Here is a 15559-nt window from a genome sequence, read left to right as displayed (position 1 = left end):
ATGTCTGAGCTCAGCGGGCTGGGCAAGGGCTCGTGGGGCCGTCGTTCGGCGCGTGGCAATCGGCATCGTGTTCCGCGCATCGGCATCATGGGCGGAACGTTCGACCCGATTCACAACGGTCATCTTGTGGCCGCGTCCGAGGTGGCGTGGGTGTATGACCTCGACGAGGTGGTGTTCGTACCCACCGGCCGGCCCGTGTTCAAGCTCGACAAGGCCGTGACCAATGCCGAGGACCGGTATCTGATGACCGTGATCGCCACGGCGTCGAACCCGCAGTTCACCGTCTCCCGCGTGGATATCGACCGTCCCGGCGTGACCTACACGATCGACACGCTGCGCGACATCCATGCGGCCCGTCCGGACGCCGAGCTGTTCTTTATCACCGGAGCGGACGCGGTGGCCGAGATCATGCGGTGGAAGGACGCCGACGAGATGTGGGGACTCGCTCATTTCGTGGCAGTCTCCCGTCCCGGATACTCGCCTGACCTGCAGACGCTGGACGTGCCGGCGCGTGCGGTCGACATGCTCGAGATCCCCGCGCTGGCGATCTCGTCGACGGATGTGCGCCGCCGCAGCCGCGACGGCGAACCGGTGTGGTATCTCGTGCCGGACGGCGTGGTTCAGTACATCTCGAAACACGGCCTCTATCACTGATCATCATTGATATTCCAAGGAAAATCACGGCCTGAGCATAGGTTGGCTGTCAAAGTCGGCCTCTATAGTGGGCAATTGTCGTCGGACCTCACACACGTTTGGAGATATGGTGAGCGCAATCCTTGAAGGAAAGCCTGATAAGAACCTCATTCTCGTCACCGGAAGGGCCCATCCCAGGCTGGCCACCGATGTGGCGGACCAGCTTGGCATCGATATTCTGGAGACGACGTCGTATGATTTCGCCAATGGCGAGATGTATGTGCGCTACACCGAATCGGTGCGTGGCGCCGACGTCTTCGTTCTGCAGAGCCACACCACGCCGGTGAACAAGTCGATCATGGAGCAGCTCATCATGATCGACGCACTCAAGCGTGCTTCGGCCCGTTCCATCACCGCCGTGTGCCCGATGCTCGGCTATTCCCGTCAGGACAAGAAGCACCTCGGACGTGAGCCCATCTCCTGCCGTCTGGTCTTCGACCTGCTGGCGACCGCCGGTGCCGACCGCATCATGAGCGTCGACCTTCACGCCGCGCAGTCCCAGGGCTTCTTCGACGGTCCGGTGGACCATCTCATCGCCATGCCGGTGCTGGTGGATTATGTGCGTGACCGTCTTGACCTGTCCAACATCGCCGTCGTGTCGCCCGATGCCGGCCGCATCAAGGTGGCCGAGCAGTGGGCCCAGCGTCTTGGCGGATGCCCGCTGGCATTCGTGCACAAGACCCGTGACATCACGCGCCCGAACCACACCGTCGCCAACCGTGTGGTCGGTGACGTCAAGGGCAAGGACTGCGTGCTCGTCGACGATCTGATCGACACCGCCGGTACGATCGCCAGTGCATGCCAGGTGCTCAAGGACGCCGGTGCCAAGTCCATCACCGTGGCCGCCACGCACGGCGTGCTGTCCGGTCCCGCGGTGGAGCGTCTCAAGAACTGCGGCGCGCGTGAGATCGTGCTCACCGACACCGTGCCGATCCCGGTGGAGAAGCGTTGGGAAGGCCTGACCGTGCTGTCCATCGCCCCGCTGCTGGCCAGCGCCATCAAGGCCGTGTTCAACGACGGTTCGGTGGCCGAGCTGTTCGACACCTATCCGACCCATCACGGACAGGGATTCCTGTTCGCCTGACCGATCGCGACACACTGCGGTACGGTTGACATTCCAACGGTGCCGCGGTTCCGTCCGTCACGTTCTCGAGGTCATGGCATAATAGAGACTCGGCGGTTCGTCCGCCGTTCCCCCATGGTGTAATGGCAGCACACGGGTCTTTGGAACCCTTTGTCTTGGTTCGAGTCCAGGTGGGGGAGCATGACCACAAGGGTCCGATGACGCTCGCGTCGTTCGGACCCTTTTCCATATCGACGATTATCGGACGATAATCAATCGACAACCATCAACAGCGGATCCATGTGGATCCGCGATCACAAGGAAAGTGAAGATTCCCATGGCATTCAGCGCCGCGATTATCCTGGCCGCCGGTGAAGGCACCCGCATGAAGTCCGCCGATCCGAAGGTGCTGCACACTCTGGCCGGCAAGACGTTCCTCAATCGTGTGATGTCGTCTATTCGCGCGCTTGACCCGGGCATTCTGGCCGTGGTGGTGCACTATCAGGCCGAGCGCGTGGCCGCGGCCGCCCGTTCGTACGACGAGAACGTGACCATCGTGCAGCAGGACGACATCCCCGGCACCGGCCGCGCCGTGCAGTGCGCCATGGAGCAGCTCTCCGCAAACGGCCAGCTGGACGGATCCGTGCTGATCGCCGCGTCCGACATGCCGCTGCTCGACAGCGACACGCTGCGCCAGCTCATGGACTTCCACGCCGCGTCCGGAAACTCCGCCACCGTGCTGACCACCATCCTCGATGATCCGACCGGCTACGGTCGTATCATCCGCGATTCCGAGGGCCACGTGCTGCGCATCGTGGAGCAGAAGGATGCCAACTCCTCCGAGCTGGCCGTGCACGAGGTGAACACGTCGGTGTACGTGTTCGACGCCAAGGTGCTGGCGCAGGCCATCGCCGGTCTGTCCAACAACAACGCCCAGGGCGAGTTCTACCTGACCGATGCCTTGGAGAAGGCCAAGGGCTTCGGCGGCGTGGGCGCCTACGCCGCGCCCGACGCGCTGGCCGTGGAAGGCGTGAACGACCGTGTGCAGCTCGCCTCGCTCGCCAAGCAGCACAACCGCCGCGTGTGCGAGGCGTGGATGCGTGCCGGCGTGACGATCCTCGACCCCGACACTACGTGGATCGAGGACGACGTCGAACTCGCCCGCGACGTGACCGTCCTGCCCGGCAGCTTCCTGCAGGGCCACACCACCGTCGGCGAGCGTGCCGTCGTGGGCCCGTACACCACGCTGATCGACGCGGTGATCGACGAGGAGGCCGTGGTCGAGCGCTCTCGCGTGCAGGGCAGCCACATCGGCAAGGCCGCCAACATCGGTCCGTGGACCTACCTGCGCCCCGGCAACGAACTGGGCGAGGGCACCAAGGCCGGCGCGTTCGTGGAAATGAAGAAGGCGCACATCGACAACGGCACCAAGGTGCCGCACCTGAGCTACGTGGGCGACGCGCACGTGGGTGAGCACACCAACATCGGCGGCGGCACTATCACCGCCAACTACGACGGCAAGCGCAAGCACCACACCGAGATCGGCTCCGGCGTGCACGTGGGCGCAGGCAACCTGTTCGTGGCCCCGGTGACCGTGGGCGACGGAGTGACCACCGGCGCCGGATCCGTGGTCCGCCACGACGTGCCCGCCGACTCCATGGTCTACTCGGAGAACACGCAGCACGTGGTCGAGGGCTGGAAGCCCGCCGAATAGTCAGATTGCCGGCCTACGGGCCGGCACTGCGTAGCGACAGCAACGACACAGCAACGACAGTGTGAAAGGAGCGTCCGTGCCCGCAGCACAGGATTCCATCGATTCCGTACGTGTCGCCGCCCAGGCGGCCGACTCCATCAAAGCCACCGACATCGTGGCGTTCGACGTGAGCGAGACGTTGGGCATCACCGACGCCTTTCTGGTCGCTTCGGGCTCCTCAGACCGTCAGGTCGTGGCCATCGCCGACGAGGTCGAACGCCAGCTGCATGAACGCCGCCATCTGGACGCGCGCAATTGCGAAGGCAAGACCGAAGGTGAATGGGTGCTGCTCGACTACGGCGACTTCGTGGTGCACGTGATGCTCGCCGACAAACGCGAATACTACGATCTGGAACGCCTGTGGGCCGACTGTCCGGCCATCGACCTGCAGCTCGAGCATCCGGAGACCACGTCCGCCGATCCGGCGTCGGCAGAGGAGCGCTGACATGACGCAGAACAGCCAGAGCCATCCCGGCGCCGCGGAACACGTTCGTTCGGTCACGCTCGTCCGTCACGGGCGCACGGCGTACAACGCCGCCGGACGCCTTCAGGGCCAGACCGACATTCCGCTGGACAGCGCCGGCATGTGGCAGGTGGAACGCGCCGGCGAATCGTTGCGCAACCTCTATGTGCGCGACGTGGACGGCCATGCGGCCGCGAAGCAGCTGGTCGTCAGCTCCGACCTGATCCGCGCCATGCAGACCGCCCACGCGTTCGCCGATCCGCTCGGCCTTGAGGTGCATCCCGATCCGCGCGTACGCGAGCGTGACTTCGGCGACTGGGAGGGACGCACCCTACGGGAGATCAAGGAACGCTGGCCCGAGGACTTTGTCTCATGGCTGGGATTCCGTGGCGGTGAAATGAACCACGGCGCCGAAGACAAGCGTGACGTGGGCGCGCGCGGCGCTGAGGCGGTTAACGACTGGGCGCATCGCGCCGGGAACGACACTGATCTGTTCGTGTTCTCCCATGGCGCATGGATCTCGCAGACTCTGCAGACCCTGCTGGGCCTCAGCGTCGTGCATCCCGATTTCGCATCGCTGATGTCGATGCGCAATGCCCACTGGGCGCGGCTGATACCAATGGACCAGCCGGACGGTACGATCCGCTGGCGTCTCGCGTCATTCAATCAGGGGCCGGCCGCCGTGGAGAACGGCGGATGGGCGGATCCCAAACTTCCGTAGGCCACCGACGCGAAATGACATGGAAATACGGTCATGCGAGGCTTGCCCGGCACGTTTTCATCCGATGCATGACCGTACGCTCCATTTACGTATCCGTTACATCCTCCCGTCCGTCAGTCAATCGATTCGAACGGCTTGTGACGGGGATGTGACGGAGTGTGAGAATTTGTGTGCAGATGAACGGTTTCCCGCCGTGTCGTATGTGATTTCGTCTACGCTGACCCCTGATAACGGAATACATCACAACTGAAATTTTTTGTAGAGGGGTCCATTGTTCAAGAAGTTCTTTAAGAACATATCGACCGTTCCCGTCATCGCCGGTGCGCTTGCCGCGGTGACGTCCTTCCTGTTCTCCGCGAAGATCGGCATCGCGGGTTCGGTGATCGGCACGGCGGTCGGCTCCATTGTCTCCACGGTGGCTTCACAGGTCTACCAGAACGTACTGCGCGAATCCGGCAAGAAGATCCAGGAGGTCGTGCAGATCAATTCCGATGACGACGATGCCGAATCGTCGTCCGAAACCGAACAGTCCACGCAATCCGATTCCACGACAGGCGTGTCCGCGGACGGTCAGGCCGCCGAATCCGACGCCACTCAGGTGCTGGGCGGCGCGTCCGCCGACGGCACCCAGGTCATGCCGGCCGTGGGGGAGGGCACCCAGACCCTTCCCGCGGTGGACGGCGACGCCACTCGCGTACTGTCCTCCACCGGAGCCGCGATCGATGGCACTCAGGTCATGCCCGCTGCCGGCCGATCCACGGCATCCCGCGGCGGACGTACCACCATTTCCGGTGCCGCGGGCACTGGAACCAAGAACGTCAAGGGCGTACTCGCCGCGTCAAAGGCTGCCGAACAGTCGAACCATCGCAAGGCGATCATCATCTCCGTGGTCACCGCGCTCGTGGCTGTGGGCATCAGCGCCGGCGTGGTCCTGCTGCTCACCAACGGTCAGGGCACCGACGACGTGGTCCGTCGCCACCTGCCCTCGCAGACGCAGACCACCCAGACCGTGACGCCGAGCGAAACCGCCACGACCACCACGCCGACGGAAGGCAAGACCGGAAGCGCATACGAGCCCACGGACGAGTCCACCAAGAGCACGGGCGAAAGCACCGGCAGCACCTCCGAGTCCACCAAGGGCACCAGCGGCACCGGCTCCTCCAGCGATTCGACCTCCGGCACCAGCGGCAGCACCGGCACCGGTTCCACTGGTTCCGATTCGACCTCTGGCACTGGTTCGAGCAGCTCGAACTCCGGCACCGGTTCCACTGGTTCCGATTCGACCGGTTCCGGTACTAGCGGTTCCACGGGCTCGGATTCAACCTCGGGCACGAGTGGCTCCAGCAGTTCGAATTCCGGTTCCGGCACCAGCGGCACCGGTTCCGATTCATCCGGTTCCGGCACGAGTGGTTCCAGCGGCTCGGACAGCGGTACCAGCTCCGGCACCACCACGGGCAGCTCCGGCACCACTGCTATTCAGTAAGCCGAAATTCGGGAGTCCAGACGAGACATCGCAGACCATGCTGCCTGCGATGTCTCGTTCGGACTCCCAAATTTGATGGTCCGAAATTTGGTAGTCGGAACGTGACATATTTGGTGGCTTGTGAGGGTTCACGGTGTTGTGTTTCGACTACCAAGTTTGGGAGTCCGGATTTTGGTAGTCCAGATGGGGCGGAAGCCGGGGAGCCGGGGGTGAGACACGCCGAGGTTGCGTGGATCCGGGTGGTTGCGTAATATGTCTCAAGTCGAAACGACCGGTTGGTTGTGGCCGATGGCCATCTGACTGACGGGGCTATGGCGCAGCTGGTAGCGCATCTCCATGGCATGGAGGGGGTCGGGGGTTCGAATCCCCCTAGCTCCACGGACGAGGTCCGGGATCCGAATGGGTCCCGGACCTTTTTCAATTTCCCCGCCGTTCCGCCCGGCTGTGGTCCGTATCGTGGAACCGGAGCCCGGTTTCGTTCCGTCATGCGGGAATATCCCCTCTTTGGGGCGTCAACATCCCGTTTTCGCGTCGTTTTTCGGGAATTTGACGCCCCAAAGAGCGGAAAACGGGCATTCGACGCCCCAAATCGTGCGGATAGTGCGGGAACATCCAAACGATCATGCGTCTTTCGAAACCGCACGCATACCATGACGGGTATGAAGCGGGGAACGATCATCGTCATCGCAGTCGTAGCCGTGCTGGCAATCGTCGTGGGCGCACTGTTCTGGTGGAGGACCACGGTGCCCGACGGCGATCGTCATGCCACCGGAGTCACGGCATCGTCCTCGGTCGGCACATACGACGGAACCCCTAAGGTTTCGGTCACGAACATCACCAGTCCCGTGGACTACGACAACGACGACGTGGACGACTACACCGACATCGTCGGTGGTGCCCGCGCCGAGGCCAAACGCCACCCCACCTATGACGACGGCTACTATCAGGGCGGCTACCCGCCCTCCGACAGGGGAGCGTGCACCGATCTGGTCTGGCGTGCGTTCCGCGACGCCGGCTACGATCTCAAGGCCATGGTCGACACCGACATTTCGACGAATCGCGGCCATTACCCGGCCATCGCCAAACCGGACCCCAACATCGACTTCCGCCGTTCCGGCACACTCGACGCGTTCTTCTCCGTCTACGGGCAGACGCTCACCACCGCCATCCGTCCGGGCGATGCGGACAACCTGTCCCAATGGCAGCCTGGCGACATCGTCGTCTTCGACCACGACCAGCACATCGGCATCGTATCCGACCGGCGCAACGATCAGGGCGTGCCCTACATCCTGCACAACAATCATCAGCAGGGCAGCATGGAAGAGGACTATCTAAGCCGGACCAAACGTCGCACCGTCACCGGCCACTACCGGTTCGACGCGAGCCGGGTGCCGCAGGACGTCCTCAAGACGTGGCGGGGCTGACGCCGAAGTCAGGGGCGGGGCTATCCTTGTTGAGGTATTTGTGAAGACACTGTTGGTGAAGACACAGGTATTGACAACGAACGAGAACGATGGGCGTACGTGAACAGCAGGTACGACGACCGGGTGAAGGCAGGTGATGTGCGATGATGAGGACTTTCAGCACCGTCAGTGGGCAGATCGAGCAGATCGAGAAACCGGCTCCCGGATCATGGATATGCCTGAGCGAACCCACCGACGTGGAGCTCGCCACCGTCTCCGAAATCTGCCACATCGATCTGGCCGACCTGCGCGCCCCGCTGGATGACGAGGAGAGGTCGCGTGTGGACGTCGAAGACGACTACACGATGATCATCGTCGATATTCCGACCGTGGAGGAACGCGGCGGCCGCGACTGGTACGAGACCATCCCGTTGTCGATCATCCTGGTGGACGACGTGATCATCACCGTATGCATGCAGGACACGCCGGTGCTTCATCCCTTCATGGAAGGCACGATCCGCGGATTCAACACGTTCATGAAATCCCGATTCATCCTGCAGATCCTGTACCGCAACGCGACCATGTACCTGCGCTACCTGCGCATCATCGACCGCGAGAGCGACAAGCTGGAACTCAAGCTGCGCCACTCCATGCAGAACCGCGAGATCCTGATGCTGCTCGAGCTGAGCAAGACCTTGGTCTACTTCACCACCTCGCTCAAATCGAACGAGATCGTGATGGAGAAGCTCAACACGCTCACCCGCATCCGCCAGTATCCCGACGACGAAGACCTGCTCGAGGACGTGATCATCGAGAACAAGCAGGCCATCGAGATGGCGAACATCTACAGCGGCGTTCTTGCGAACATGACCGACGCGTTCGCCTCGATCGTGTCGAACAACCTGAACAACGTGATGAGGATCTTCACCATCATCTCCATCACGCTGTCGATCCCCACCCTCGTGTTCTCCATGTACGGCATGAACTTCCAAGAGGGCATGCTCGGCATGCCGTTCACCGACAAGCCATGGGGATTCATCGTGGTGATCGGCATATCGCTGCTGGTCTCCGTACTGGTGACCTGGTTCCTCACCCGCTCCCGCATGTTCAAGTAGGCCGCCGTGACGATACGAAGCACGGCGATCAGAGCCGTGGCCGCGCTGCTGGTGGGCGCCATGACGCTGCCGCTCGCCGCATGCGGACGCAATCCGCTCGACGTGAGCGAGGTCACCGGTCCGCGGATCGTGATCGGCGTGACCTTCGACCAGCCGGGCATGGGACTGCGCAAGGGCAGCCAGTACAGCGGATTCAACGTCGAGGTGGCCGAATACGTGGCACACAAGCTCGGTTATGCGAAATGGCAGATCGTGTGGGAGGAGGCCCCATACGACCAGCGCGTGACGATGCTCGCCGACGGCGACGTGGACATGGTCACCGGCATGTACCTCGACAAAAACACCGCAGACGACGCAACGGCGATGGCCGACCTCGGCTACGACTTCGCCGGCCCCTACCTCGACGGACGGCAGGACGTCATGATGCTTGCGCAGGACGCCGGCGACGTCCACTCGATCAACGATCTCGAGGGACGTCGCGTATGCGTGGTCACCGGCAGCCGGACCGCGGACGATCTCAATCAGGCGCTCGGCTCATCGGTCACCATGCTCGAACAGCCCAGCGCAACGCAATGCACCACCGCACTGATGACCGGCATGGTGGACGCGGTCTCGGCCGAGGCGGCGGTACTGGCCGGCATGGCGGCGTCGGCGGACACCGCCAAGGTGACGACGCTCGGACTCGACTACGCACAAGGCGAATACGGCATCGGACTGAAGACCGGCAGCGACCAGCTCTCCGCGCGGGTGAAGGCCGCGCTCGCCGACATGAAGCAGGACGGATCGCTGACCCGCGCATACGTCCGGACGCTGGGAGCGGTGGGATACAGGCCCTGACCTTCCCGATCCACGGCCGACGTCTCGCCGGCGGTTCACCAACTGGGACGACCGATGCGGCGTGTCCGGATGTGTGGTGATAATTGCCCCTGTTACTTGGAATTTTGTCAGACAAAGGAGCAACATGGCGCAGGACGCAACCGAGGCCGATGTCGCACAGCGGAACGAGAACGGGGAGCCCGCCTTCCGATACAACGCCGCTCTGGCGCAGAAGATCGAAGAGGACTGGCAGAAGCGCTGGGATGATGAGGGCACCTTCTGGGCGGCCAACGTCAACGGCGATCTGAAGGACGGCGAAGGACGCAACGCCGAGGGACGTCCCTCGTACTTCGCCATGGACATGTTCCCCTATCCTTCGGGCAAGGGCCTGCACGTGGGCCACCCGCTCGGCTACCTCGCCACCGACGTGGTCAGCCGCTACCATCGCATGAAGGGCGAGAACGTGCTGCACGCCATGGGCTACGACGCCTTCGGCCTTCCCGCCGAACAGTACGCCGTGCAGACCGGCCAGCACCCGCGCGTGACCACCGAGGCCAACATCGCCAACATGCGCCGCCAGCTGCACCGCATGGGCCTGAGCTTCGACAACCGTCGCTCCTTCGCCACCATCGATCCCGGCTACGTGCGCTGGACGCAGTGGATCTTCTCCCGCATCTACGACGCCTGGTACGACGAGGACGCCACCAACCCCAGCGGTTCCAAGGGCTCCGCCCGTCCGATCAGCGAGCTGGTCGCCAAGTTCGAATCCGGCGAGAAGGCCATTCCGGGCCACGAGTCCGACGGCAAGGCCTGGTCCGACCTGACCGAGGCCGAGCAGCAGGACATCCTCAACGACTTCCGTCTCGCCTACATCTCCAAGTCCCCGGTCAACTGGTGCCCCGGTCTGGGCACCGTGCTCGCCAACGAGGAGGTCACCGCCGAAGGCAAGTCCGAGCGCGGCAACTTCCCCGTCTTCCAGCGCGAGCTGCGCCAGTGGTCCATGCGCATCACCGCCTACGGCCACCGCCTGATCGAGGATCTCGCCACCATCGACTGGCCTGAAAAGGTCAAGCTCATGCAGCGCAACTGGATCGGCGAGTCCCACGGCGCCTCCGTGCACTTCGCCGTGGCCACGCCGAACGGCGAGCGCGACATGGAGATCTACACCACCCGTCCCGATACCCTGTTCGGCACCACCTTCGCCGTGGTCTCCCCGGAGCACCACCTGCTCGAGGACGTGCCCGCCGAATGGCCGGCCGAAACTCCGGAGCAGTGGAAGGGCGGCTATGCCACGCCGGTCGAGGCCGTGAAGGCCTACCGTCTGGCCGCCGAGTCCAAGACCGCCAAGGACCGTGTGGACGAGGGCGGCGAGAAGACCGGTCTGTTCACCGGCCTGTACGCCGTCAACCCGATCACCGGTGTCAAGCTGCCGCTGTTTACCGCCGACTACGTGCTCATGGACTACGGCACCGGCGCCATCATGGCCGTGCCGGGCGGCGATCAGCGTGATTACGACTTCGCCGTGAAGTTCGGTCTGCCGGTCATCTACACCGTGCAGCCGCTGCCGGAGTCCGGCGACGATCTGGCGAACTACGAGGGCAAGGCCCCGTTCGTCAGCCACGACGGCATCGTGATCAACTCCTCCGTGGATGCCACCGCCGCCAAGGGCGACGCGCTGAGCCTCGACGGCCTGCGCGTGGATGACGCCATCGCCAAGGTGAACGCTTGGCTGGAGTCCGCCGGCGTGGGCAAGGGCACGGTCAGCTACCGTCTGCGCGACTGGCTGTTCAGCCGTCAGCGCTACTGGGGTGAGCCCTTCCCGATCGTCTACGACGAGGACGGCACTCCGCACCTGCTGCCCGATTCGGCGCTGCCGATCAACCTGCCCGACGTGCCCGACTACGAGCCGCGTACCTTCGACCCGATGGACGCCGAGTCCAACCCGGAGGCGCCGCTGAGCCGTAACGAGGACTGGGTCAAGGTCACGCTCGACCTGGGCGACGGCGAGAAGACCTACTACCGCGACACGAACACCATGCCGAACTGGGCCGGCTCCTGCTGGTACTACATGCGCTACCTCGATCCGACCGACACCAAGCACATGGTGGAGAAGGACGAGTTTGACTATTGGATGGGCCCGAACCACAACGCCACGGCCGGCAAGTCGGGCGGCGTGGACCTGTACATCGGCGGCGTGGAGCACGCGGTGCTGCACCTGCTGTACTCGCGTTTCTGGCACAAGGTGCTCTTCGATCTGGGCTACGTGGACTCGGCCGAGCCGTTCCACAAGCTGTTCAACCAGGGCATGATCCAGGCGTACGCCTACACCGACGACCGTGGCCAGTATGTGCCCGCCGCCGAAGTGGTGGAAGGCCCGGCTGACGAGAACGGCGAGCCGACGTTCACCTGGAACGGCCAGCATGCCAACCGCGAGTTCGGCAAGATGGGCAAGAGCCTGAAGAACATCATCACGCCGGACGACATGTACGCCAACTACGGCGCCGACACGTTCCGTCTGTACGAGATGAGCATGGGCCCGCTGGACGAGTCCCGTCCGTGGAACACGCGCAACGTGGTGGGCGGTATGCGCTTCCTGCAGCGTCTGTGGCGCAACGTGATCGACGAGAACACGGGCGAGGCGCACGTGTCCGACGCCGAGCTCGACGTCAAGACGCTCAAACTGCTGAACAACACGATCCACGACGTGACCGTGGAGATGGAGGCCATGCGCCCGAACACGGCGATCTCCAAGCTCATCGTGCTCAACAACCACCTGACCGGTCTGGACTCCGTGCCGCGCGCCGCGGTGGAGCCGCTGATCCTCATGCTCTCGCCGATCGCCCCGCACATCTGCGAGGAGCTGTGGAGCAGGCTCGGCCACGCCAAGTCGCTGGCGCACGAGCCGTGGCCGGTGGCCGACGAGCAGTACGTGGGCCAGGATTCCGTCACCGCCGTGGTGCAGGTCAAGGGCAAGGTGCGCGGCAAGCTCGAGGTGAGCCCCGACATCTCCGCCGAGGAGCTGGAGAAGCTCGCCCTGGCACTGCCCGCCGTGCAGTCCCGTCTGGGCGGCCAGCCGCCGCGCAAGGTGATCGTCAAGGCCCCGAAGATCGTCTCCGTGGTGCCCGCCAACTGATCCGGTTCCTCCGGTTCCCCGCGTAAAGCGGTATCCCTGTAGGCTCCCGCGCTGAGGAGGCTGCCATGTCTGGCATGGTAGCGCTTCTTGGCGGGGGAGCCTTCATGTTTTCGAGGCGTCTGCTGCCTGCCACCCTGCTGCAGGTTCCGGCGAGGGGGCTCCATTCGGCCACATTGGCACATGAGCCTTGCGTCTCCACCAAATCAAGGTTCATGGTGGAAGCGTGTCCAGACCTGCACCTGCCAACGATCCTTTTGCTCAGTCATGGCGCATCTGTGACCTGCCCGTCACCGATGTGCCGCTTCCTGCCGGGTTCGTCATCGATGACGGTCCGGCATATCCCGCGCAACAGACGGAGGTTTCGTTTCCTGTGGACGGTGCCTCTCCGTCCGTCATGCTGGGCATGCTCGCCGGCGTGGCGGTAGACGACGGCGGTGCCGATGATCTGCTGGAGCAGCGGTCCGCGCGCGATCGGCCGCGACTGGCGTTGGAGCCACGGCACGCGACCATCATCATCCTGATCCTTGTACTGGCACTGAGCCTCAGCCTGACTCTGCTTGTGCAACAGGGCGTGCGCCTCAGCTCCATGTCATGGGATGAAGGAGCCACCCGCGCCTCAGACGCTCCCTCGGCATCCCCGCCGGCATCATCCTCGTCACCCGGACCCACCTCTTCCGAATCATCGTCAGCCCCTTCGGACACCGGTTCCCCAAACGAACCATCCGCCACGCCTTCACCCACGCCGACCACCACCTCCACGTTGATCGATCTCAACACCGCCACCGCGGAACAGCTGCAGACCATCAAGGGTATCGGTCCGGTCACGGCGCAGCGCATCATCGACCATCGTGCCGAAATCGGCCGTTACACCAGCGTCGACCAGCTGCTCGACGTCACCGGCATCGGCGCCAAGACGCTGGAGAAGATCCGCCCCTACGTGGAGGTGCGATCATGACGGGCGCTCGCGTTCGTCTAGCTCGGCGTCGCATATGTCGCCGTCCGTACCGCAGTCGCGAACAGGGCAGCCGTGACTGGCGCATGCTGCCCTGCGTGATCGCGGTCTGGTCCGCTCTGCTCATCGAGCACACGGCATTCGGAGGAATCATCGCCGATTCCTCACCCGACGTGACATCGGTGACCGGCGCGACGTCGATGGCGTGGCATGTGATCGGTCTGGTTCTGCCGGCGGGCATAGCGCTGATGGCCATGATCGCGTTGCTCATGATCGTTCGTCGTAATCGTCGGCACTGCAATCGCCGTGGTCACCGTAATCGTCGACATCGGCATCGTCGCCGGCGGATTCGCCGACGGTTCGCCGTCCCATACCGCCATGGCATCGTTATCGTCGCCGCGATGGCCTGTGCCTGCGTATCCGGCAGCGCCGACGATCTGGTGCGGTCCGCGGATCCGATCGCGCGCACCGTTGCCGACGGCGGTGGCGACGCCGTGGTGATCGGCATGGCGACCGCTCCGATGACCACGGCGGCATTGCGCGACGCCGACTGCCAGACCGATGTCCGAGTACAGGGCGTGGCCGTCGACCGGATCCGTTCCCCGTCGTCGATCACGGTCCGCGTCTACGCGTCCGGCCGCTCCTGCATCTTCAGACAGGGGGCCGTCTACCGCATCTCCGGGACATTGCGCCAGCCGCGATTCGGCGAAGCATCGGCCTGGCTGATCGTCGATGACGGGGCGGGCGCTGCCGGACCGAGGGCGAGCGAGATCAGGGAACCTGCATGGTGGCGTCGTGCCGGCACCGCCATGCAGGAGTCCTTCATCCGCGTCACCCGTAGTCTTCCCGATCATGCTCAGGTGCTGGTACCGGGGCTCACGCTCGGCGTGCTCGGTCAGGACACCGTCATGACGCCATGGACGACGTCCATGCGGTCCTCTGACGCGGCGGATACGTACGCTGCTGCCGCGGCTGATGTGGACGAAGGCTATGCGCAACGGTTGGAGGACGATTTCAAGCAGGCCGGCATCATGCATCTCATGGCGGTATCCGGCAGTCATTTCGTCCTCGTCGCCATGCTGGTGCGACGGGTGTGTGCACGATTCCTGATTCCTCGATGGGCTACGTCCGTGGGCATTGTCGGCGCGTATGCGATGCTGGCCGTACTGGTCTATCCGTCCGATTCAGTGCTGCGGGCCGCGATCATGGGCATGGGCGGCGTCGCCTGCCTTCTGGTCGGCAGACGGGCGCAGGCCTTGTCCGGATTGAACTGGACGGTGATCTTCACGCTGCTGATCGAACCGTCTATGGCCCGCAGCTACGGTTTTGCACTGTCCTGCACCGCCGTATACGGACTGGTGCTGTGCGGCGACGTCGTGACACGATTCCTACGCGGGTTCATGCCACGTCCGGTGGCCGACACGATGGCGGTGACCGTGGCCGCGCAGATCTTCGCCCTGCCCGTGCAGGTCATGATGACGCCGCAGCTGCCGGTGCTTGCCGTTCCGGCGAATATGATAGTCGCCCCGTTCGTGGCGTTCTCGACCATTGCCGGACTCCTGTCGCTCTGCGTCTCATGGGCCATTCCACCGCTGGGTTCCGCATTCGCATGGGCGGCCTGCCTCGGCACACTGCCGCTCGAACGATGCGCCACGCTGATCGGTGGATCCCGGTTCAGTGCCATGCCGTGGCGGGAGGGTGTGACGGGCGCCGTGGTCGTGGCGTTGGCCGAACTCATCGTGCCATTGACGATCATGGCGGTCCGTGCACTGGCCCGATCGGTCATTCATGAAACACTCCGGCGACCGGCACATGGATACAACCATTCCGCGCGCGATGACGCCGATGACGGAACCCCGTACCGTGCCCGGTACATGGAACGCGCCGGCGCATGGTGGCGCGAGACACGCGCCATGCTGTTTGAACGGGACGTCGGCGATGTCCAGCATTGACGGAACATTAGG

General features: G+C 63.9%; 12 protein-coding genes and 2 tRNA genes. All 14 read left to right on the top strand.

Annotated features, from left to right (window positions below; genetic code table 11):
• The 14 genes from nadD to Tam10B_RS06785 all read left to right on the top strand — a co-directional run bounded on the left by nadD (nt 1) and on the right by Tam10B_RS06785 (nt 15547).
• Nucleotides 1-654, top strand: a complete 654-nt coding sequence (gene nadD, locus Tam10B_RS06850; protein WP_408606640.1) for a nicotinate-nucleotide adenylyltransferase — start codon at nt 1-3, stop codon at nt 652-654.
• 106 nt (nt 655-760) lie between these two features.
• On the top strand, nt 761-1777 hold the full coding sequence (locus Tam10B_RS06845) for a ribose-phosphate diphosphokinase (RefSeq protein ID WP_093960504.1): 1017 nt from the start codon (nt 761-763) through the stop codon (nt 1775-1777).
• Between the two features lie 108 nt (nt 1778-1885).
• Nucleotides 1886-1956, top strand: a tRNA-Gln gene (locus tag Tam10B_RS06840).
• Nucleotides 1957-2093: 137 nt separating this feature from the next.
• A complete protein-coding gene (gene glmU / locus Tam10B_RS06835; protein ID WP_093960503.1) occupies nt 2094-3470 on the top strand; it encodes a bifunctional UDP-N-acetylglucosamine diphosphorylase/glucosamine-1-phosphate N-acetyltransferase GlmU in 1377 nt (458 codons plus the stop codon).
• Nucleotides 3471-3546: 76 nt separating this feature from the next.
• Complete coding sequence (gene rsfS / locus Tam10B_RS06830; RefSeq protein ID WP_093960502.1) at nt 3547-3954, top strand: ribosome silencing factor; 408 nt, start codon at nt 3547-3549, stop codon at nt 3952-3954.
• Nucleotide 3955: 1 nt separating this feature from the next.
• Nucleotides 3956-4693 carry a histidine phosphatase family protein gene (locus Tam10B_RS06825; RefSeq protein WP_093960501.1) on the top strand — a complete coding sequence of 246 codons (738 nt, stop codon included), beginning with the start codon at nt 3956-3958 and terminating at the stop codon, nt 4691-4693.
• A gap of 271 nt (nt 4694-4964) precedes the next feature.
• Nucleotides 4965-6176 carry a hypothetical protein gene (locus Tam10B_RS06820; protein ID WP_093960500.1) on the top strand — a complete coding sequence of 404 codons (1212 nt, stop codon included), beginning with the start codon at nt 4965-4967 and terminating at the stop codon, nt 6174-6176.
• Nucleotides 6177-6481: 305 nt separating this feature from the next.
• Nucleotides 6482-6554 (top strand) — tRNA-Ala (locus Tam10B_RS06815).
• Between the two features lie 281 nt (nt 6555-6835).
• The gene (locus tag Tam10B_RS06810) at nt 6836-7600 is read left to right on the top strand and encodes a DUF1287 domain-containing protein (protein WP_158214155.1); all 765 of its coding nucleotides are present in this window, start codon (nt 6836-6838) and stop codon (nt 7598-7600) included.
• Between the two features lie 143 nt (nt 7601-7743).
• Nucleotides 7744-8694 carry a magnesium transporter CorA family protein gene (locus tag Tam10B_RS06805; RefSeq protein ID WP_093960498.1) on the top strand — a complete coding sequence of 317 codons (951 nt, stop codon included), beginning with the start codon at nt 7744-7746 and terminating at the stop codon, nt 8692-8694.
• Between the two features lie 6 nt (nt 8695-8700).
• Complete coding sequence (locus Tam10B_RS06800) at nt 8701-9531, top strand: transporter substrate-binding domain-containing protein (protein WP_143248586.1); 831 nt, start codon at nt 8701-8703, stop codon at nt 9529-9531.
• Nucleotides 9532-9655: 124 nt separating this feature from the next.
• On the top strand, nt 9656-12643 hold the full coding sequence (gene leuS, locus Tam10B_RS06795) for a leucine--tRNA ligase (RefSeq protein ID WP_093960496.1): 2988 nt from the start codon (nt 9656-9658) through the stop codon (nt 12641-12643).
• A 223-nt stretch (nt 12644-12866) separates the two neighbouring features.
• The gene (locus Tam10B_RS06790; protein ID WP_233133630.1) at nt 12867-13598 is read left to right on the top strand and encodes a ComEA family DNA-binding protein; all 732 of its coding nucleotides are present in this window, start codon (nt 12867-12869) and stop codon (nt 13596-13598) included.
• A complete protein-coding gene (locus tag Tam10B_RS06785; protein ID WP_093960495.1) occupies nt 13595-15547 on the top strand; it encodes a ComEC/Rec2 family competence protein in 1953 nt (650 codons plus the stop codon). Before Tam10B_RS06790 ends, Tam10B_RS06785 begins: the two co-directional genes overlap by 4 nt.
• Nucleotides 15548-15559 lie beyond the last annotated feature (12 nt).

The sequence above is a fragment of the Bifidobacterium vansinderenii genome (genome assembly GCF_002234915.1).
GTDB lineage: Bacteria > Actinomycetota > Actinomycetes > Actinomycetales > Bifidobacteriaceae > Galliscardovia > Galliscardovia vansinderenii.
The sequence above is the reverse complement of the archived record's forward strand: the minus strand, read 5'-3'. Positions and strand labels throughout refer to the sequence as shown.

Coding starts and splice junctions, on each gene's coding strand:
- Tam10B_RS06825 (WP_093960501.1), top strand. CDS start 3,956: ATGACGCAGAACAGCCAGAGCCATCCCGGCGCCGCGGAACACGTTCGT.
- Tam10B_RS06785 (WP_093960495.1), top strand. CDS start 13,595: ATGACGGGCGCTCGCGTTCGTCTAGCTCGGCGTCGCATATGTCGCCGT.
- Tam10B_RS06845 (WP_093960504.1), top strand. CDS start 761: ATGGTGAGCGCAATCCTTGAAGGAAAGCCTGATAAGAACCTCATTCTC.
- nadD (WP_408606640.1), top strand. CDS start 1: ATGTCTGAGCTCAGCGGGCTGGGCAAGGGCTCGTGGGGCCGTCGTTCG.
- Tam10B_RS06810 (WP_158214155.1), top strand. CDS start 6,836: ATGAAGCGGGGAACGATCATCGTCATCGCAGTCGTAGCCGTGCTGGCA.
- Tam10B_RS06805 (WP_093960498.1), top strand. CDS start 7,744: ATGATGAGGACTTTCAGCACCGTCAGTGGGCAGATCGAGCAGATCGAG.
- leuS (WP_093960496.1), top strand. CDS start 9,656: ATGGCGCAGGACGCAACCGAGGCCGATGTCGCACAGCGGAACGAGAAC.
- glmU (WP_093960503.1), top strand. CDS start 2,094: ATGGCATTCAGCGCCGCGATTATCCTGGCCGCCGGTGAAGGCACCCGC.